The sequence below is a fragment of the Micromonospora chokoriensis genome (assembly GCF_900091505.1).
GTDB classification, from domain to species: Bacteria; Actinomycetota; Actinomycetes; order Mycobacteriales; family Micromonosporaceae; genus Micromonospora; species Micromonospora chokoriensis.
In genome coordinates this window covers 1,300,292-1,319,977 of the sequence record NZ_LT607409.1, presented here as the reverse complement: position 1 = coordinate 1,319,977, position 19,686 = coordinate 1,300,292, and the positions used below count along the sequence as shown (strand labels likewise).

At 69.7% G+C, this 19,686-nt stretch carries 17 protein-coding genes; 6 read left to right on the top strand and 11 right to left on the bottom strand.

Annotated features, from left to right (window positions below; genetic code table 11):
- Positions 1-123: 123 nt before the first annotated feature.
- From trxB to GA0070612_RS06175, 3 genes are all read left to right on the top strand, one after another.
- Positions 124-1,074, top strand: coding sequence for a thioredoxin-disulfide reductase (gene trxB / locus GA0070612_RS06185; protein ID WP_088987050.1), 951 nt, complete (start codon positions 124-126; stop codon positions 1,072-1,074).
- A gap of 31 nt (positions 1,075-1,105) precedes the next feature.
- Entirely contained in the window at positions 1,106-1,429 is a 324-nt protein-coding gene (gene trxA / locus GA0070612_RS06180; RefSeq protein ID WP_088987049.1) for a thioredoxin, read from the top strand.
- Positions 1,430-1,587: 158 nt separating this feature from the next.
- Entirely contained in the window at positions 1,588-2,751 is a 1,164-nt protein-coding gene (locus GA0070612_RS06175; RefSeq protein WP_088987048.1) for an N-acetylmuramoyl-L-alanine amidase, read from the top strand.
- 26 nt (positions 2,752-2,777) lie between these two features.
- Here the strand turns inward: GA0070612_RS06175 and GA0070612_RS06170 are convergent, their stop codons facing one another.
- On the bottom strand, positions 2,778-3,443 hold the full coding sequence (locus GA0070612_RS06170; protein ID WP_088987047.1) for a GNAT family N-acetyltransferase: 666 nt from the start codon (positions 3,441-3,443) through the stop codon (positions 2,778-2,780).
- Between the two features lie 296 nt (positions 3,444-3,739).
- On the opposite strand from GA0070612_RS06170, the gene GA0070612_RS06165 reads away from it, so the two are divergent.
- Together GA0070612_RS06165 and GA0070612_RS06160 are read left to right on the top strand one after the other, a co-directional pair.
- Entirely contained in the window at positions 3,740-5,053 is a 1,314-nt protein-coding gene (locus GA0070612_RS06165; protein ID WP_088991299.1) for an aminotransferase-like domain-containing protein, read from the top strand.
- Positions 5,054-5,060: 7 nt separating this feature from the next.
- Positions 5,061-6,065 carry a D-alanine--D-alanine ligase family protein gene (locus tag GA0070612_RS06160; protein WP_088987046.1) on the top strand — a complete coding sequence of 335 codons (1,005 nt, stop codon included), beginning with the start codon at positions 5,061-5,063 and terminating at the stop codon, positions 6,063-6,065.
- A gap of 498 nt (positions 6,066-6,563) precedes the next feature.
- On the opposite strand, the gene GA0070612_RS06155 is transcribed toward GA0070612_RS06160, so the two are convergent.
- From GA0070612_RS06155 to rpmH, 10 genes are all read right to left on the bottom strand, one after another.
- A complete protein-coding gene (locus tag GA0070612_RS06155; RefSeq protein WP_231924598.1) occupies positions 6,564-7,559 on the bottom strand; it encodes a prolipoprotein diacylglyceryl transferase in 996 nt (331 codons plus the stop codon).
- A 1,035-nt stretch (positions 7,560-8,594) separates the two neighbouring features.
- A complete protein-coding gene (locus GA0070612_RS06150; protein ID WP_088986557.1) occupies positions 8,595-9,839 on the bottom strand; it encodes an IS256 family transposase in 1,245 nt (414 codons plus the stop codon).
- An 851-nt stretch (positions 9,840-10,690) separates the two neighbouring features.
- Positions 10,691-11,707: a ParB/RepB/Spo0J family partition protein gene (locus GA0070612_RS06140; RefSeq protein WP_088987045.1), complete on the bottom strand. Its 1,017-nt coding sequence runs from the start codon at positions 11,705-11,707 to the stop codon at positions 10,691-10,693.
- Between the two features lie 27 nt (positions 11,708-11,734).
- Complete coding sequence (locus GA0070612_RS31785; protein WP_088987044.1) at positions 11,735-13,039, bottom strand: ParA family protein; 1,305 nt, start codon at positions 13,037-13,039, stop codon at positions 11,735-11,737.
- A gap of 256 nt (positions 13,040-13,295) precedes the next feature.
- A complete protein-coding gene (gene rsmG, locus GA0070612_RS06130; RefSeq protein ID WP_231924597.1) occupies positions 13,296-14,003 on the bottom strand; it encodes a 16S rRNA (guanine(527)-N(7))-methyltransferase RsmG in 708 nt (235 codons plus the stop codon).
- Between the two features lie 142 nt (positions 14,004-14,145).
- Positions 14,146-14,766, bottom strand: coding sequence for a Jag family protein (locus tag GA0070612_RS06125; protein WP_157742430.1), 621 nt, complete (start codon positions 14,764-14,766; stop codon positions 14,146-14,148).
- A gap of 213 nt (positions 14,767-14,979) precedes the next feature.
- Positions 14,980-15,969, bottom strand: a complete 990-nt coding sequence (yidC, locus tag GA0070612_RS06120) for a membrane protein insertase YidC (RefSeq protein ID WP_088987041.1) — start codon at positions 15,967-15,969, stop codon at positions 14,980-14,982.
- Positions 15,966-16,262 (bottom strand): membrane protein insertion efficiency factor YidD, encoded by a 297-nt coding sequence (gene yidD / locus GA0070612_RS06115; RefSeq protein WP_088987040.1) that lies wholly within the window; start codon positions 16,260-16,262, stop codon positions 15,966-15,968. The genes yidC and yidD overlap by 4 nt, the downstream gene beginning before the upstream one ends.
- On the bottom strand, positions 16,259-16,675 hold the full coding sequence (gene rnpA / locus GA0070612_RS06110; RefSeq protein WP_088987039.1) for a ribonuclease P protein component: 417 nt from the start codon (positions 16,673-16,675) through the stop codon (positions 16,259-16,261). The genes yidD and rnpA overlap by 4 nt, the downstream gene beginning before the upstream one ends.
- Positions 16,676-16,709: 34 nt before the next feature.
- A complete protein-coding gene (gene rpmH, locus GA0070612_RS06105) occupies positions 16,710-16,847 on the bottom strand; it encodes a 50S ribosomal protein L34 (RefSeq protein ID WP_007453904.1) in 138 nt (45 codons plus the stop codon).
- A gap of 504 nt (positions 16,848-17,351) precedes the next feature.
- On the opposite strand from rpmH, the gene dnaA reads away from it, so the two are divergent.
- Positions 17,352-19,295, top strand: a complete 1,944-nt coding sequence (gene dnaA, locus GA0070612_RS06100) for a chromosomal replication initiator protein DnaA (RefSeq protein ID WP_408630534.1) — start codon at positions 17,352-17,354, stop codon at positions 19,293-19,295.
- Positions 19,296-19,686: the final 391 nt, after the last annotated feature.

The following is a 19,686-nucleotide window of genomic DNA, read 5'->3' as shown; positions in this document are numbered from 1 at the left end:
GGAATCCCCGGTTCGTACGATGACGTTCTGGAAGTCAGCTGTCGGCCCCACCCAGGAGTCGGCAACTCGGATCGGCATCGGTGCTCACGCCGACGTCGAACACACACAACTCGGGAGACGGCAGTGGACGAGGTCCGCAACCTGATCATCATCGGCTCCGGGCCGGCTGGCTACACGGCGGCGGTCTACGCCTCGCGCGCCAACCTGAAGCCGCTGATCATTGAGGGCGTGCAGTCCGGTGGTGCGTTGATGACCACGACCGAGGTGGAAAACTTCCCCGGCTTCGCCGACGGCATCCTCGGCCCCGAGCTGATGGACAACATGCGTAAGCAGGCCGAGCGGTTCGGCGCCGAGTTCCTCACCGACGACGTGACCCGGGTCGAGCTGGTGGACACCGGCGACGTCGGCTCCGGCGCGCTGAGCACCGTCTGGGTCGGCGAGACCGCCTACCGGGCCAAGTCCGTCATCCTCTCCACCGGATCGGCCTGGCGTCCGCTGGGCGTGCCCGGTGAGCAGGAATACCTGGGTCACGGTGTCTCCGCGTGCGCCACCTGTGACGGCTTCTTCTTCCGTAACCAGCACATCGTGGTCGTCGGCGGCGGTGACTCGGCGATGGAGGAGGCCACGTTCCTCACCCGCTTCGCCGAGTCGGTCACCATCATCCACCGCCGCGACTCGTTCCGGGCCAGCAAGATCATGGCTGATCGGGCGCTGAGCAACGAGAAGATCAAGGTCGAGTGGAACAGCACCGTCGAGGAGATCCTCGGCGACGACGGCAAGGTCACCGGCGTACGGGTCCGCAACGTGCACACCGGTGAGACCAGGGTGATGGACGTGACCGGCGTCTTCGTCGCCATCGGTCACGACCCGCGCAGTGAGCTGTTCCGCGACCAGGTCGACCTGGACGACGAGGGCTACGTCAAGGTCCACGCCCCCAGCACCCGCACCAACGTGCCCGGTGTCTTCGCCGCCGGCGACGTGGTCGACCACACCTACCGTCAGGCGATCACCGCGGCCGGCACCGGCTGTGCCGCCGCGCTCGACGCCGAACGGTTCATCGCGACGCTCGGCTGAAACAAGGAACAGATCCCGGAGGAGGGGCATAGTGGGAAATACCAAGGCGGTCACGGACAAGAGTTTCGTCGCCGACGTGCTGCAGGCCGACAAGCCGGTTCTGGTGGACTTCTGGGCCGAGTGGTGCGGCCCCTGCCGCAAGGTGTCGCCGCTGCTCGAGGAGATCGCGGGCGAGATGGGTGACCAGGTCACCATCGTCAAGCTCAACATCGACGAGAACCCGGAGACCGCACGGGCCTACCGCGTGATGTCGGTTCCGACGCTGACCGTCTTCAAGAACGGTCAGCCGGTGCAGTCGATCGCCGGCGCCAAGCCGAAGGGCGAGCTGGTTCGGCTCATCCAGTCGGCGCTCTGACCAGTAGGACACCGACCGAACCCCGTACCCGCCCGCCGGGTGCGGGGTTCGTCGTTCCCCTGGGCTGTTTTTCCTGGCCCGCCACCTCGCCGCCCCGGAGCGCATAGCCTCAAGCCGGGGCCGCCCGGCCAGCCAGCGTCGTGCAGAGGGGGTCGTGCGTGCGTCCGATCCGACCCGGTGACCGAGGACCCGCGGTCACGGAGATCCGTACCATCCTTCTCAGCCTCGAACTTCTCCCCGTCGCCGGGACGCACGCCGACGAGTTCGACCTCGACACCGAGCGGGCGGTCCGCGCGTTCCAACAGTCCCGTGGGCTCAGCGTGGACGGCCGGGTCGGTGCGGAGACCTGGCGTGCCCTGGACGCCGCCCGCTGGCGGCTCGGCGCCCGCACCCTCTACCACGCCGTCCCCGAGCCGCTCACCGGCGAGGACGTCCGGTCGCTCCAGGAACGGCTGCTGGAAATGGGGTACGACGTGGGCCGGGCCGACTCCATCTACGGCATCCGGACGGCCCGGGCGGTAGCGCAGTTCCAGCGCGAGGTCGGGCTCACCCCCGACGGATCCTGCGGCCCGCACACCATGAACGCGTTGCGCCGGATCGGCCGCAAGGTCGTCGGTGGCCGCCCGCAGTGGCTCCGCGAATCCGACGCCATCCGGCAGTCCGGGCCGGCGCTGGTCGGCAAGACAGTGGTCATCGACCCCGGGCACGGGGGCACCGACCCCGGGATGGTGGTACCCGACGGGTCGCTGCGCTGGACGGAGGCGGACCTGGTGCACGACCTGGCCAGCCGGCTGGAGGGGCGACTCGCCGCGTCCGGGGTGCGGGTGCAGCTCACCAGAGGGCCGTCGCCCGACAGGTGCCTGCCGGACACGGACCGGGCTCTGCTGGCCAACTCGCTCGGCGCCGACGTGTTCATCTCGCTGCACCTGGACGGCCACGCCAACCCGGACGCGGAGGGTGTCGCCACCTACCACTACGGCACCGACAACGGGGTGACCTCGGCAACCGGTGAACGTCTCGCCGGGCTCGTACAGCGGGAGATCGTCGCGCGGACCGGACTGCGGGACTGCCGGACCCACGCCAAGACCTGGGAGCTGCTGCGACTGACCCGGATGCCCGCCGTGCGGGTCGAGGTCGGGTACCTCACCTCACCCACGGACCGCGCCCAACTGGTCGACCCCCGGTTCCGGGACCGTGTGGTGGAGGCGATCGTTGCCGCGGTGCAGCGGATGTACTACCCGATCGAACGGGACGTCCCGACCGGCTCGCTCGACGTCAGCGAACTGCGGGCCGTCGTGGCCGCCGGCACGGTGGTCGACTGATCGTCGGGCACCCGTGGCGCCGACCGTCAGCCGTTGGTGGAACGGGTCGCCGGGGCGGGACGAACCGGCCGGAGCAGAGTTTCCGGGCTCATCGACCCGAGCAACTTCTCCAGCGCGTACTCGACATCCGACTTCCAGCTCAGCGCGGTGCGCAACTCAAGACGCAACCGGGGGAAACGCGGATGCGGACGGACGGTCTTGAACCCCACCGAGAGGAAGAAGTCGACGGGCGCCACGCAGCCACCCGACGGATCGTCGGCGTCGCCGAACTTCGCGTCACCGAACGCCTCGATGGCCTTGATCCCCCGCTTGGTGAGATCCCGGGCGACGCCCTGCACCAGCATCCGACCAAGGCCGCCCCCGGCGAAGGCGGCGACCACGTTGGCGGTCATCAACAGTGCCGCGTCGGCCGAGACCGGTGAGGTCGGAAAGGCCATCGAGCGGGGCACGTAGGCGGGCGGGGCGTACATGACGAAGCCCGCCGGCATGCCGTCGACGTACGCGAGCTTGCCGCAGGAACCCCACTCCAACAGCGTCTGGGAGACCCACGCCTCCTTCTCCAGGCCCGGATCACCCGCAGCGCAGGCCCGGTCCGCGGAGACCGGATCGAGCTCCCAGTAGACGCACTGCCGGCACGGGCTGGGAAGGTCCTCAAGCGTGTCGAGGGTCAGGCTGACCAGACGTCGCGACATATGGCGCATCCCCACAATAGGCTCGGTGGTGAGACCGGCATGGAACGACAGCGCCGCCTTCCTGCCCCCGACGAGCGATCGTACGCCGCCGATCGGCGATGCGGGAGGGGACGCGCAGATGCCCACCACACCGGGGGACGTCCAGCGCACGGTCCGCCATGTGGTCGATCCGTCTCGGCACCCAGGCAGCGGGGCTCCGGCGGACTAGGATCGACAATCGGCGCCCCGCCGCCATGGTCACCGGCGTGTGGGGTACCCGGGGCGGGAGCCACCCGAGCAGCGATCGAGGTGAGGTCATGACCGGCACGACACTCGACGACTACACCGACCGGTACGCCCGGCGGGTACGCGGGATGACCGCCTCGGAGATCCGAGCACTGTTCGCGGTCGCCAGCCGCCCGGAGGTCGTCTCGCTCGCCGGTGGGGCTCCGTACATCGCCGCACTGCCGCTGGACGCGGTCGGTGAGATGCTCGGCCGGCTCGGCTCCGAACACGGCGTGAGCACTCTCCAGTACGGCATCGGTCAGGGCACCCTCGAGCTGCGCGAGCGGATCTGCGAGGTCATGGCGCTCTCCGGGATCGACGCGGCCTGCGGTGCCTCCCCGGAGGACGTCGTGGTCACCGTTGGCGGGCAGCAGGCCCTGGACCTGGTCGCACGGCTCTTCCTCGACCCGGGTGACGTGGTGCTCGCCGAGGGGCCGACGTACGTCGGTGCGCTCGGAGTGTTCCAGGCCGCCCAGGCGCAGGTCGTGCACGTACCGATGGACGAGGACGGGCTCATCCCCGAGGCGCTGGAGGCGGCCATCGCCGACCTGGCGCGCGCCGGCCGCCGGGTGAAGTTCCTGTACACGATCCCCACCTACCAGAACCCGGCCGGCGTGACGCTCAGCGAGGAGCGCCGGGAACGGGTGCTCGACATCTGCGAGCGCGCCGGCCTGCTCGTCGTCGAGGACGACCCGTACGGTCAGCTGGGTTTCGAGGGTGAGGCCCCGGCACCGTTGCGGGCCCGCCGCCGGGAGGGCGTGTTCTACCTCAGCACCTTCTCCAAGACCTTCGCCCCCGGGCTGCGGGTCGGTTGGATCCTCGCGCCGCACGCGGTCCGCGACAAGCTGGTCATCGCCAGCGAGGCGCAGATCCTCTGCCCGAGTGGTTATGCCCAGGCCGCCGTCGCCACCTACCTCGGCACGATGCCGTGGCGGCAACAACTCAAGGTCTACCGCGAGGTCTACCGCGAACGCCGGGACGCCCTGCTCGACGCGATGACCGACCTGATGCCCGAGGGCACCAGCTGGACCACCCCGACCGGTGGTCTCTTCGTGTGGGCCACCCTGCCCGACGGGCTCGACTCCAAGGCCATGATGCCGCGCGCGATCGCCGCCCGGGTCGCCTACGTGCCCGGCACCGGTTTCTACGCCGACGGCACCGGCACCGGCGCGATGCGCCTCAACTTCAGCTTCCCGCCGCCGGAGCGGATCCGCGAAGGCGTCCGCCGGCTGGCCGGCGTCATGGAGCAGGAGATCGCGATGCGCCGGGTCTTCGGTGCCGTGGGTGGTGCCGCCGGCCGACGCGGCCGGGCCGGCTCCGACGTGCCAGGGCCCGACTTGGCATGATGCCGGCATGGGTACGACCGCCGTTGAGCGCCTCCTCGTGACCGATTCCGCAGCCCCGCCCGACCTGCGCGTGGTGGTGCTCGCGGGTGGGCTCTCCTATGAGCGGGACGTGTCACTACGCTCCGGCCGCCGGGTCCTCGACGCGCTACGTGCCGTCGGTGTGGAAGCCGAGATGCGGGACGCCGACGTCGCGCTGCTACCAGCGCTCGCCGCGGACCCGCCGGACGCCGTCGTGATCGCACTGCACGGTGCCACCGGTGAGGACGGCTCGCTGCGGGGAGTCCTGGACCTCTGCGACATCCCGTACGTCGGCTGTGACGCCCGAGCCTCCCGACTCGCCTGGGACAAACCCTCCGCCAAGGCGGTGCTCCGCGAAGCCGGCATCCCCACCCCGGACTGGGTGGCACTCCCACACGACCGCTTCTCCGAACTCGGCGCGGTCGCCGTACTGGACCGGATCGTCGACCGGCTGGGCCTCCCTCTCATGGTGAAGCCGGCGCAGGGCGGCTCCGGGCTCGGAGGCGCGGTGGTCAGGGACGCCGCGGCGCTGCCCGCCGCAATGGTCGGCTGCTTCGCGTACGACTCCACAGCGCTGGTGGAGCGGTACGTAGCCGGCATGGACGTCGCGGTCTCCGTGGTCGACCTCGGTGACGGTCCGCAGGCGCTGCCGCCGGTGGAGATCGTGCCGCGCAACGGTGTCTACGACTACGCGGCCCGTTACACGGCCGGCCGCACCACCTGGCACGCTCCGGCACGGCTGGACCCGGAGGTGGCCGCCACGGTCTCCGACGTGGCTCTCGCCGCACACACCGCACTCGGCCTGCGGGACCTCTCCCGCGTCGACGTGATCGTGGACGCGTCCGGCCAGCCACACGTCCTGGAGGTCAACGTCTCGCCGGGCATGACCGAGACCTCACTGCTGCCGCTCGCCGTGCAGGCGGCGGGGCTGGACTTCGGGCGCCTCCTCGGCACACTGGTGAGTCGCGCAGCGGCACGCCTCGCCGCGTCCTGACCTACTCAGCAACGTCCTACGTCCTGATCTACTCGGGGACGCGGCGTCCTGCTCTGCGCGGTGTCCTGCTCTGCGCGGTGTCCCTGCTCTGCTCGGTGTCCTGCTCTGCGCGGTGTCCTGCTCTGCGCGGCGGAGGGCGGCGTCCGCGTCGGTCGGCGCGACGCGTGTGCCGACCGCCAGGTCCGGGCATGCTCGTGCCGCCGCCGGCCCTGTGGTCGGCTGCGCGCGCCGGGACGAAGGCCTCGTTCGGTTCGTCGAAACGTCGCGGTGCGGGACCTCTAGTGCCGGCGCACCGACCGTCGGCCCCGCGGAACGCGGCGTCCTTGATGCTGCTGTGTTCGCCGCCCGAAGTGGCCCCGTCGGGTGGGGTGGCCCCGTCGGGCAGGGTGGCTCCGTTGGGCGGGGTGGCCCCGTCGGGCAGGGTGGCCCCGTCGGGCGGGGTGGCCGTTGGGCCGGTGCCGTTGGGGGACCTCGTCCTCTGCGTGGGTGATGTCCCCGCTATTGGTGGCCCTTCGTGGCGTCGTCGCTGGCGTCGTCGTCCCGGTCGTCGAGGACCGACCGTGCGTTGGCGGGTGCCGTCACCGTGCCGGCGATCGCCGGCGTCGGCGTACCGGAGGCTTGCTTGCTCGACGTGGCGGTGCCGGGCGTCGACGCGCCGGCGGTGGTGCCGCCCGACGTCTCGTCGGCTGCTGATGCCGGCTCATCGGATCCAGCCGTCGAATCGCTGTGTGGTGCGGCGGAGCCGGCCGCGACGACCCCGCCGGGTGACACCTCGTCAGGTGTGGACGCGGTATCGCCCTGGGCCGCATCGACGTCGGCAGCGGCATCCGGTGACGGCTCGGGAATCTCCTCTGCTGCCTCGATGACAGAGACAGCGGCTGCCTCGGCGGCAGCGGCATCCGCAGCGGCCGACTGCGCCATAAGGCTGGACGGCGCCTGCCACTGAATGCGGGGTGGTTCGGCGAGCGGGCGGCCACCGAACTCGGCGAGCCAGGCGGCGACGAGCGCCAGGTTCTCCCGCCACTGGGCCTCGGAGATCGGCGGCAGGATCGAATCCCAGAGGGACAGGAAGGTGCCACGCAGCTGAAGGCGGCCGTACGGGCGGGCGAGGAACCACATGTGCAGGTGCGCTGAGCCGTCGCCCCACCGGTTGACGTGCACCCGGGCCACGCCGTCGAGGGATCGGATGGCCCGCTCCAGACGTACGGTCATGACGCCCAGCTCGGCAGCCAACAGGTTCGGCAGGTCACCGAGGTCGAGGTGAGTCCGCGATTCCAGGATGAGGACCATGGGCAGCCCGGTCGGCCGATCCATGGCGCGTACCCGCCACCGCTCCCCGACCCAGATGTAAGCGTCGTCGGGCGCGTTGCAGGCGGTGCATTCCCGGAGACCCTCGCCCTTCCGGGGAGGTTCGACCGGGACCGGATCATCGAGCTGCTTCACGTGGAGGTCGCCCTCGAAGGGGAACGACGGCCACTGGGTGAAGTCCGGCACTGAGGGAGGGGTGTCGTGCACGACGCTGACCCTAACCGAGTCTGGCACCGGTGTCCCTACCTGAATGATCGATCTCGACAGAGCAGATCGGTACCCGTTGCCGACCCGGCGCGCCGGGTCATGGGCCTCTGGTCGACCGGTATCCACAGCCTGCCGAGATCCTGAACACGGGCCGTCATCCACAGGCATGCACCCGCTCCCACGCGCTGTTTCACGTGAAACCGGAGGCGCCTGTGGAAAACCGGTGTGGATAACTTTTCCGCCTGTCGGTCGTTGTCCGCAGACCTCCGAGGAAGGGCTGCCGCGACTGTCCGCCGACACCCTCTTTTCGGTGCTGTGCTGCGCGTCTCTCGTCTTCGCGGTGGTTCCTGGACGCGTACGGCCGTCCTTCAATCGATCATCGGCCAAACGCCCGCCTCAGGGCTGTGAAGGTCTTGCGGACGCAGCCCACAGGCACGTTATCCACAGGGTCGGGATAGCTGTACGCACGCCCGACTCAGCGACGCGCTCGCTGCCGTCGGCCGCTGGCCTACAACAGTCGCCCCGGTCGGGACGGCTCGTGCACAGCAGTCCGCGTCTCGTCGGCGTCCCGGTCAGCGTTGCGGTCGGTGCTAGGTCAAAAGCCGGCGAGGTCTCGCCTTCGGTAGCCCGACTCGCCGCTTTGTCCGCCGTGATCGACACGGGTTCGGCGAAGTCGGGGTGTCCCGGTGCCTCCGATACCCCGACTTCGGCGAACCCGAGTCGATCATGCCTGCGCGGTCGAGAACTCCCCGCCACCGCACGACCCGGGCAGGTGCCGACCGGGCACGCGAACCGAGCGGGCACAGGGACCGAGCGGGCACGCGAACCGAGCGGGCGCGGGGACCGAGCGGGCACAGGGACCGAGCGGGCACAGGGACCGAGCGGGCACACAGACCGTGACTGGCCGGGAAGCGAGTCAGGGCCAGGGGTGGCCATGCGAAAGTCGCCATGGGACCAAGGTCACGTCCGCGCTGGTGGTGTAAGAGACGGCCATCGCGGGATCCGGTTTTGATGTTAGGCGGCGATCGGGCTGGGATCGGCGTGGTCGGTGTCGTGTTGGTCCGGCTCGACGATGACGAGGCGGGCTTTGGCGAGAAGTTCCAAGCCCATGTAGCGGCGTCCTTCGGTCCATTCGTCGGTCTGCTCGGCGAGGACGGCGCCGACGAGGCGGATGATCGCCGCCCGGTTCGGGAAGATCCCGACGACGTCGGTGCGCCGGCGGATCTCCTTGTTCAGCCGTTCCTGCGGATTGTTCGACCAGATTTGGCGCCAGATCTCACGCGGGAAGCCGGTGAACGCGAGCAGGTCGTCGCGGGCGGCGTCGAGGTGCTCGGCTGCGGCCGGGAACTTCGCCTCGATCGTGGCGACGACCCGGTCGAACTGGGCTCGGACAGCGTCGGCGTCGGGCTGGTCGAAGATCGTCCGGACAAGGGTGGCGATCCATGGCTGGGCCGACTTCGGAACCTTCGTGAGCAGGTTGCGCAGGTAGTGGGTGCGGCAGCGTTGCCAGGCGGCGCCGGGCAGGGCGGCGCCGATCGCGCCAACAACACCGCGGTGGGCATCGGAGATGACCAGCTGAACGCCGGACAGGCCGCGGGCGGTCAACGACCGTAGGAACGCCAACCAGCCGGCGCCGTCCTCATCCGAGGCGACATCCACGCCGAGGACTTCGCGTTGACCGTCGGCGTTGACCCCGACCGCGACCAGCGCGTGGACGTTGACCGTCCGCCCATGCTCGCGGACCTTCATCGTCAACGCGTCCATCCACACGAACGGGTAATGCGCGGCGTCCAGCGGCCGGTTACGAAACGCCTCGACCTGGGCGTCCAGGTGCGTGGCCATCTCCGACACCTGCGACTTCGACAACTGCTTGACGCCGAGTTGCTCCACCAGCTTCTCCACCCGGCGGGTCGACACCCCGAGCAGGTAACTCGTGGCCACCACGGAGACCAACGCCTGTTCGGCCCGACGGCGGTGCGTCAGCAACCAGTCCGGAAAGTAACTGCCCTGCCGCAGCTTCGGGATGGCCAGGTCGATCGTGCCGGCCCTGGTGTCCCACTCTCTCGGCCGATAACCGTTGCGGGAGTTGACCCGCTCGTCGCTGCGCTGCCCATAGCCGGCGCCACAGATCGCGTCCGCTTCCGCGGACATCACCGCCTGCACGAACGTCTTGATCATCGCCTGCAACACGTCCGGCGACGCGCCCTCGATCTGCTCGCGCAGCAGGTCAACAGGGTTCACACTCTCAGATGCGGCCATCGCGTTCTCTCTTCCTTCTCTGACTTGGTCGTCTTGAAGGATCGACGCGATGGCCGTCTCTCATCTACGCAACACGCCCATCACGGGCAAGTCGTACACCACTTCCCTGGACGCAACCTGGACCAACCCGGCTGACGGCCGGATCGCGCATCGGGACCGAGATGCGCGCCGAACGCCTCAGTCACCCAGAACCACCCCCACCGGCCCTGCGGGCCGCAGCGGGCCGCTCAGCGGTGCGCAGAACGCCCCAAGCGCGTCCGCTGGGAACGCGCATCGCCTGCGCCCCCTCGACAGTCATCGTTTCACGTGAAACAGCGCATTCGACGGCGTCGGGCTGCTCACGATCGGTCGGGCTACTCACGATCGACCGTCCATCGAGCGCCCCCATTCAGTCGCAGCAACGACAGCCGGAGAATCGCGCGAGTCAGAACCGTCGCCCGGCGCTCTCCGTCGGGAGGCGAAGGCGGTTCGGCTCAGCCTCGCTCGCTGCCAGCCGCAGCGCCTCCGACGACCGGTGCCCTCCGGCCGGGCCTGCGTCTGGCCGATCCACGGCGCATTCAGATCAAGTTGGGTTACGTCGGGCAGTCAGACACAAACGCGCCCTCGACGCGGGGCCCACGGGAGACCTAGCAGACGCGCCGCCCGCCACCCGCCACCCGCCAGCTGCCAGCTGCCAGCCGCCATTCACCACCCGCCACCCGCCACCCGCCAGCCGCCATTCACCGCCCGCCGTCCGCCTTCCGCCGGGCCACCAGCCGAGAACGACGGGGCCGTTTCACGTGGAACGGCGAGGGAATGCGGAACGGCCGCGCACCCCGATGGGAAACGCGGCCGCCGTTGGGGGCGAGGAGTCAGCCCTCGCCCCCCTCCTCCTGGACGCCAATGATCCCGACGATCCGCTCTAGGTCGTCCACCGTCGCGAACTCGATCGTGATCTTGCCCTTGCTCCGACCGATGTCCACCTTCACCCGGGTGTCGAAGCGGTCGGAGAGTCGGTCGGCCAGATCGTTCAGGGCCGGCGCGTGTGCCTTCGGTCGGCGCTTCGCGGCTTGGCTCTTGGCGGACCCGTCGTTCAGCGTCAGCGCCACGATCTCCTCGGTCGCCCGGACCGACAGGCCCTCGGCCACGATGCGCAACGCCAACTGTTCCTGCGCCCCAGCCTCGTCCAGGCTCAGCAGTGCACGGGCATGCCCGGCCGACAGAACCCCCGCTGCCACCCGGCGCTGCACCTGGGCCGGCAGGTTGAGCAGCCGGATCGTGTTCGAGATCTGTGGGCGACTCCGGCCGATCCGGCGGGCCAACTCCTCGTGGGTGGCCCCGAATTCCTCCAACAGTTGCTGGTAGGCGGCGGCCTCTTCGAGAGGGTTGAGGTTGGCCCGGTGGATGTTCTCCAGCAGCGCGTCGCGGAGCATGGCGTCGTCACGGGTGTCCCGGACGATCGCCGGAATGTTCTCCCGTCCCACCGCCTGGGCGGCACGCCAGCGCCGCTCACCCATGACGAGTTCGTACTTCTCGTCGTCGAGCTGGCGGACGACGATGGGCTGAAGGAAGCCGACCTCCTGGATCGAGGTCTTGAGCTCTTCCAGTGCCTCCTCGTCGAAGACCTGACGGGGCTGCTTCGGGTTGGGCAGGATCGCGTCGACCGGGATCTCGGCGAAGCGTGCTCCCGGTACCGGACTGAGAGTGGGCTCCGGTTCGTGGACCGGTGCCCGGACGGTCACCGCAGGAGCGGTGGCTGTGGCAGCTGCCCTCTCCTGCTCGTTGTCCGGTTCAGCGGCCGTCGCGGTGCCGGCGGCATACGGCGCCGGTCCGGTCGGGATCAGTGCCCCGAGGCCCCTACCCAGACCGCCCCGAGGACGGTTTTTCATGCGACGCCTCCCAGCGACTCGTCCGCACTACGCATTCCGGCCCACCGGCTCCTTGACGCCTCGCTCGGCGATCTCCTGGGCGGCCTCGAAGTAGCTCGTTGCTCCCCGCGAACCGGGATCGTAGGTCATCACCGACTGGCCGTAGCTCGGCGCCTCGGAGACCCGGACATTACGGGGGATGACCGCCTGGAGGACCTTGTCACCAAAGTGGTTCCGGACGTCCTGCTCGACGGCGTCGGCCAGCCGCGTGCGGCGGTCGTACATGGTCAGCAGGATCGTGGAGACGTCGAGCTTCGGGTTGAGGTGCTGGCGTACCAGGTTGATGTTGTTGATCAGCTGGTTGAGCCCTTCCAGCGCGTAGTACTCGCACTGGATCGGAATCAGCACCTCCTGCGCGGCCACCAGGGCGTTGACCGTGAGCAGGCCGAGCGAGGGTGGGCAGTCGATGAAGACGTAGTCGAACTGACCGGGGTACGCGGCGATGGCCCGGTCCAGCCGCGACTCACGCGCCACCACCGAGACCAGCTCGATCTCCGCACCGGCCAGGTCGATGGTCGCGGGTACGCACCACAGGTTGGGAATGCCCTCCACCGCCTGCGCCACCTCCACCAACGGAACGCTGTTGATCAGGCAGTCGTAGACGTCCGGGATGCCGGTGTGGTGTGGGACGTTGAGCCCGGTCGAGGCGTTGCCCTGCGGATCAAGGTCCACCACGAGCACCCGGTTGCCGTGCAGGGCGAGCGCCACCGCAAGGTTGACGGTGGTGGTGGTCTTACCCACGCCGCCCTTCTGGTTGGCGACGCACATGACCCGGGTCCGGTCCGGTCGAGGCATGGTCACCTCGCCACTGGGATTCAGGATCTGCACGGCGCGCATCGCCTCCATAGCCAACGGTGGGTCATCCTCTTCGCGCGTCGGGGTTTCACGTGAAACGTACGTGGGGTCAGCGGCCACGGCGGCCAGCGACTCGGTCGAAGCGACCGGCGCTTCGGTGACCATCGACGTGGTGTCCGGAGCAGCCGCTGCGGTGGCCTGGTGCGGAACCGCCGACTCGAACCGAACCGCAGCCGCGCGGTTGCGACGCCCCGAGCTTGACCGCACGTCGGCGGCGTTGACCGGTCGACTCAGACCCTCCGAGGTTCGGCGAACGCTCGCGGGCTCCGGGGTGGTGGAGCTCTCCGGCCCGGGGCGGTGGTCACGTGAAGTCGGCGGATCGCCTTTTGCTGGCCCGGTCGCACCGGGCGACCAGCTCGGGTAGTCGGTTTCACGTGAAACGGGATCGTTGGTCGTCCCGGTCACGTGTGGATCGTCGTACCTGCCGTCGTCATGCACCTGTCATCCCTGCCCGCTTCGGATGGTCGGTCCGCGCCCCGGTCACCTTGGCCACACCGCGCCCGCAACCCCGGAGCGTGCGGCCCTCGGGAGCGGTCGAAAACCCACGACGTCCACCGACCGCTCCACACTATCGACGCGCGGTCAGCCTACGGCGGACGGGCGCGGCCGGTCCACGTCGGGTTCTCATCTCCTCGTCCATCCGTACCGGTACAACGAGGCAACCCACCGGCCGGAAGCCCGATGGCGCGAAGTGTCAGCGTCGGCGGGAGCGACCGCCCCTGTCACGCTTGCTCGCCGCCGGACGAGGGCCGACCATCCGCTCGCGCACGATCTCCACGACGGTGGTGGGTGGATCGATCACGTCGACGCCGCAGAGGTGCACGGTCGACTCGCCACCACCCAACCGCGTTACCACCTCGGCGTGCTGTTCAATCTCGGCAGCGGCAGACGACCCCTTCAGTGCCAGCAGACGGCCGCCCCGCACAGCGAGGGGAAGGCTCCAGGCCGCCAGCCGATCGAGGGGGGCGACGGCGCGGGCGGTCACCACGTCCCCGCTGATCGGGTCCCGGCCGCTCGACCCTGTCGCCGCTTCGTCGGCCCGCCCCCGGAACACACGCACCGACTTCGCCAGGCCGAGTTGCTCGACGACCTCGATCAGGAAGGACGTGCGTCGGGCGAGCGGCTCGATCAGGGTGACGGTGAGGTCGGGCCGCGCGATGGCGAGCACCAGCCCGGGAAGGCCGGCGCCGGATCCGACGTCGAGCACCGTCGCGCCGGACCGAATGCGCTCGGCGACCGCGGCGCAGTTGAGCAGGTGACGCTCCCAGATGCGGGGCGCCTCCCGGGGACCGATCAGACCACGGACGACCCCGTCGGTGACCAGCAGTTCGGCGTACGCGGCAGCCAGGTCGAGACGGTCACCGAAGAGGGTGAGCGCGGCTGGCGCCAATTCGGGCGGCAGGGCCGCGTCCTCCGGTGAAGGCGCGGTGCCGGATCCAGCAGAGTCGGCGTCCGGAGTGGACGGTCGGACAGGCGACGGCCCGGGCGGCGTACCGCCCGGGCCGGACACGGCGTCGGCCGTGTTGTCGTCGTGGGTCACCCGGTCAGTCCGCCGGCCGTACGACGATGCGCCGGTTCGGCTCCACACCCTCGGACTCGCTGACCACACCGGACATGGCGTTGACCACGTCGTGCACGCACTTACGCTCGAACGCGGACATCGCCTCCAGGCGCACCGGCTCGCCGTACTCCTTGACCTTCTCGACGGCGTTCTTGGCGACGGCGGCGAGTTCCTTGCGGCGGTTCGCCCGGTAGCCGCCGACGTCGAGCAGCAGACGGCTCGGCGTGCCGGTCTGCCGGAAGACGGCGAGGCGGGTCAACTCCTGGAGGGCCTCAAGGGTGGCGCCGCGCTGACCGACCAGGTTCTGCAGACGCTCTCCGACCACCTCGACCATGGGACGACCCGCGGCGACCAGCTCATCGATGTCACCGTCGTAGTCGAGGATGTCGAGCAGCCCTTCGACGTAGTCGGCCGCGATCTCGCTCTGCCGGAACAGGTCGCCCTCGCCGACGGCCTTCTTCGACCGGGCGCCGGACGCGGCGGTGTCGGTGTCGTCGTCCGCCTCGGTGTCGTCGGCCTCGGTGTCGTCGCCGTCCACCGCGAGCGTCGCGGTCTCCTCCTCGTCCACTGGCTCCTCGGTGCGGGGGATGCTGGTCTCGGTCACGGTCTCATCTCCGTACTCGCTCGGCCGGACCGTCGGGTCCGACTGGTTTCCCGGGGCCGGCGGGAGGTCGCCGGTGCCCGCGGGCACGTCTGTACGGGCAGTGTCGCCCGTGGCCGCGCAGCGCGCGGTCGGTTCCGTCCGGCGCCGGCCACGCGGCGGCTGCGCGGTGCGGAACGGGCCGCCGTCGGATCACCGGCGGCGGCCCTTCGCAGGTCAGCCCTGCCGCTTGGCGGGGCGACCCTTCTTCGGGTTGTTCGTCGGCTTGGCGCCCGGCTTCGGCCCGGCGACCTTGGGAGCGGCGGCCTTGACCGGCGCCGGCGGAGCCGTCTTGCCCCGACCGAACAGGCCACCGGCCTTGGCGGGTTGCACGGGGTTGCGGCTGGCGGCGGGGGCGGTGGTCTTCTTGGCCGTCACCGGCGGCGGGAACTTCCGCAGCACCCACTGCTGCTGGCCCAGGGTGAAGAGGTTGTTGGTGACCCAGTAGATGATCACGCCGATCGGGAAGATCGCGCCGGAGATCAGCAGCGAGGCGGGGATGCCGTAGAGCATCAGTCGCTGGATCATCCGCTGCTGCGGGTCCTCGGCCCAGCCGGTCTTGAGGATCATCTGACGGCTGGTCAGGTAGGTGGTCGCGATCATGACCAGGACCAGGACACCCGCGATGACCTTGACGGTGGTGCCGTTGGCGCCGAGGCTGGCCAGCTCGTCGGCGGTGGAGCCGAACTTGCCGGCGATGGGGGCGGTGAAGAGCTTCGCCTGCGAGGCGCTCTGGAACTGGTCGGCGGTCCAGCCGTACAGCGTCTTGTTCTGCTTGTCCGGGTCGAGGCGGCGCAGCACGTGGAAGAGGCCGAGGAAGACCGGAATCTGAAGGAACATCGGAAGGCAACCCATCAGCGGGTTGGCCTTCTCCTTCTTGTACAGCTCCATCATTTCTTTCTGGAGCGTCTCCCGGTCACCCTTGTGCTTCTCCTGAAGCTCCTTGACCTTGGGCTGGAGCGCCTGCATGGCCCGCTGCGACTTGATCTGCTTGACGAAGACGGGGAACAGGATCACCCGGACGGTGACCACCAGGAACACGATCGCCAGGATCCAGGCGAAGTTGGTGCCGATCACCGCGCCGACGGGCACCCCGATGGCGTCCCAGGCAGAGTGCCAGGTCAGCAGGATCCACGAAATCGCGTAGTAGATCCAGTCGAGACTCAATTCGGGGCTCCAGTCACATCAGCACGGCGGCGGCCGCCCGGCTCCGGTACCGGGTCATGTCCACCAGGGTGAAAGGGGTGGCAGCGCAACAGCCGCCGGACCGCCAGCAGGGTTCCCCGGAGCGCGCCGTGCCGCACGACCGCCTCCTGGGCGTACGCGCTGCACGACGGGTAGAACCGACAGCGGGCCGGCAGTGCCGGACTTATCCACCGACGGTACGCGATGATGGGCGCGATCAGCACCTTGGCACCGGTTGTCGACGGGTGTGCGCCGGTCTGCCCGATGTCGCTCATCGAGGCCGCCGCTCGCGGGGTGACCGGGCGACCGCGAGGGCGGCGTCCAGGTCCGTGGCGAGCCGAGAATAGGACGCCTGCGCCGCTGCGGGGAGCGCCCGGACGACCAGGGTGCTGCCGGGCGGCAGGTCGATCAACCGTTCGCGGACCAGCGCGCGCAGTCGACGCCGCACCCGGTTACGGGTCACCGCGTTGCCGACGGCCTTGGACACGACGAAGCCGGCACGGGACGGCACGGAGAGCTGCTCCGCACTGTTGTCCCGCACCGGCTCCGGCGAGGTAGGTGTGCTGGGGTCGGCGGTCACCGGCATGGTCAGGTGGACCACGACGGCGCCACGCCCGGCGCGCCGGCCACCACGAACCGCTGCGGCGAAGTCAGTGCTGCGCCGCAGTCGCTGTGCGGCGGCCAGCACGACTGCCCACGTCCCCTGGACCGGCCCGGTCGGCTCAGGCCGACAGGGTGGTGCGACCCTTGGCGCGACGGCTCGAGAGGATGGCACGGCCGGCACGGGTGCGCATGCGCAGCCGGAAGCCGTGGGTCTTCGCGCGCCGGCGGTTGTTCGGCTGGTAGGTGCGCTTGCTCACGTCAGGCTCTCCGTTTTCGTACGCGCCCCGTACGACGGAATCGCCGGGGTCGTGTGGTGGTCCAGGCCACCTCGACGGTGGCCCACGATCGGTGCTGTCCGGCGGAGCGGGACCTCGGCGGTGCGGGGATGCGACCGTGGACAGCAAGCACCCATCACCCTAGCAGAGGGCGAGAAAGCAGCCGTTCCAGCCTACGCAGGGGGGCAATGACCGTCAAACACCTCGGGCGGGGGTTTAGGGGACGCGCCCGAGGCCGAAGGGTGGTTTTCGCTGATGCCGAGAAGGCCCCCGCCGCGTCGCCGGTTGATGGCGCAGGGACAACGCTGTTACCGTGCCCGATTGCGGTGAGCGTCGAAAGCTCCGGTCGTCGCACAGGCAAGACCGGACCAGGTAGTGAATCGTTCGGCACGGTGAACCCGCTTCAGCGCCCGTTCAGGCAGGGGCAGGTCCCATCCGCGTCCGGCGGAGGCCACAATCGGTCGGTACACAGGCTGTGGATAACTTGTGGATGACCACCGGTCGACCGTCAGGTGGGTGTTGTTCCACCCGCGAACGCGGCGGGCCCGGGACGGCCGGCTGGCAGACAGCGGCGGCCGGGAGCAGAGGCGAGGGGGTGGCACGACGGTGGCCGGTACGACCGACCTTGCCGCAGTGTGGTTAGCGGCGACCGACGAGCTCGCCGACGAGATCATCTCCGCCCAGCAGCGTGCCTACCTCCGGCTGACCCGGCTGCGGGCGATAGTCGAGGACACCGCTCTTCTCTCCGTCCCGGACGCCTTCACCCGCGACGTGATCGAGTCTCGGCTCCGTCCGGCGATCACCGAGGCCCTCACCCGCCGGCTGGGTCGGCCGATCCAGGTGGCGGTCACCGTCCGGGTCGCCGAGGACGCCGCCGGCCGACCGGCTGGCACCGTCTACCGCAGTGCTCCGGAGACCGGGCCGTTCGACGAGGGTCCGGCTGCCGACCCCTTCGACGACCAGGGCGCTCGCCCGTCCGCCGACCCGATGATCCCCGAGCAGGCCCACGCGAGTCACGCGCCCGGGCCGACCGCGCCACCCGCACCCGCGGGTCCGCCCCTCGCGCCGGCCGTCGACGCGCACCGCCCGGGGCTGATCCCCGCCAGCAGAGACGGGCAGGAGGCGTTGTTCAGCACCGCCTTCGCGGAGCCGATGCGTACCCCCCGGCCCGGGCCCGACCGCCGTGGCTACGACGAGCAGGCCGCCCGCCTGGACCCGCCGGGCCCGGACACCCGGCCCTACGAGCCCCGCTACCGGGAGGAACCGGCGTCTCCCCGCGACCAGCACGTGATCCGGGCGCTTCCCCGGGACACCGGCACGGACAGCGGCCCGGGCCGTAGTGGCGTCGACCACCGCACTGGTGGTCGCGACGACCGCCGGCTGCCGGGTGCGGACACCGGTGGTAACCGGCTCAACCCGAAGTACATGTTCGAGACGTTCGTCATCGGATCGTCCAACCGTTTCGCGCACGCGGCGAGCGTGGCCGTGGCGGAGTCACCGGCGAAGGCGTACAACCCGCTCTTCATCTACGGGCACTCCGGTCTGGGTAAGACGCACCTGCTGCACGCCATCGGGCACTACGCCACGACCCTCGGCAACGCCCGCTCGGTCCGGTACGTCTCGACCGAGGAATTCACCAACGACTTCATCAACTCGCTCCGGGACGACAAGACCAGCGCGTTCCAGCGGCGCTACCGCGACGTCGACATCCTCCTGATCGATGACATCCAGTTCCTGGAGAACCGCGAGCGCACCCAGGAGGAGTTCTTCCACACCTTCAACACCCTGCACAACGCCAACAAGCAGATCGTGATCACCTCCGACCGGTCGCCGCGCCAGCTCGCCACCCTGGAGGACCGGATGCGAACCCGGTTCGAGTGGGGCCTGCTGGCCGACATCCAGCCGCCGGACCTGGAGACCCGGATCGCGATCCTGCAGAAGAAGGCGGCGCAGGAGCGGATGTACGCCCCGCCGGACGTGTTGGAGTTCATCGCCTCCCGGGTGTCGAACTCGATCCGGGAACTGGAGGGGGCGTTGATCCGGGTGACGGCGTTCGCCAGCCTGACCCGGTCGACAGTCGAGCTGTCCCTGGCCGAGGAGGTGCTCCGGGACTTCATGCCCGACGGCGCCGGGCCGGAGATCAACGCCGACCAGATCATGGCGTCGACGGCTGACTACTTCGGTGTGAGTCTGGAGGACCTCCGGGGCCAGTCCCGGTCCCGCGTGCTCGTCAACGCACGGCAGGTGGCCATGTACCTGTGTCGGGAGTTGACCGAGCTGTCGTTGCCCCGGATCGGGCAGGCCTTCGGCGGTCGGGACCACACCACCGTGATGCACGCCGACCGGAAGATCCGGCAGCAGATGGCGGAGCGCCGCTCGCTCTACAACCAGATCGCCGAGCTGACCAACCGGATCAAGCAGAACAGCTGAGGCGTACGCCAGCCGTCGGGACGGCGCACCACCCGGGACACGCCCGGCCGGAGATCCGGCCGGGCGTACTTTTTTCGGTTCCCGAGTGGACTCTCGACATGGTGTAGGCCACAGGATCGAGGCCGTGACCGCTTCGCCGTCCACTCGTTGTCCACAGCTCGCTGTCCACCGTCGGTGGATAACTACGGTCCGTTCGTCGACGGTTACCCACAGGCTGTGGAGAAACCCTGTGTACGAGGCTGTGGACGCCTGGGGACAACCGACACGTTATCCACCGATGACCGTCGACCTGTGTACGAGCTGTTGAAGGTTCTGGGGATGACGGCAATGGTGATCTTCGTCGTCGTCCACAGGGTTGGGGAGAAAGTCGGTGGATTACCGGTGGACAACC

Excerpts from the sequence above, each read along its gene's own strand:
- yidD (WP_088987040.1), bottom strand. The coding sequence starts at position 16,262 with ATGAGCGACATCGGGCAGACCGGCGCACACCCGTCGACAACCGGTGCC.
- GA0070612_RS06170 (WP_088987047.1), bottom strand. The coding sequence starts at position 3,443 with ATGTCGCGACGTCTGGTCAGCCTGACCCTCGACACGCTTGAGGACCTT.
- GA0070612_RS06165 (WP_088991299.1), top strand. The coding sequence starts at position 3,740 with ATGACCGGCACGACACTCGACGACTACACCGACCGGTACGCCCGGCGG.
- GA0070612_RS06160 (WP_088987046.1), top strand. The coding sequence starts at position 5,061 with ATGGGTACGACCGCCGTTGAGCGCCTCCTCGTGACCGATTCCGCAGCC.
- GA0070612_RS06150 (WP_088986557.1), bottom strand. The coding sequence starts at position 9,839 with ATGGCCGCATCTGAGAGTGTGAACCCTGTTGACCTGCTGCGCGAGCAG.
- GA0070612_RS06140 (WP_088987045.1), bottom strand. The coding sequence starts at position 11,707 with ATGAAAAACCGTCCTCGGGGCGGTCTGGGTAGGGGCCTCGGGGCACTG.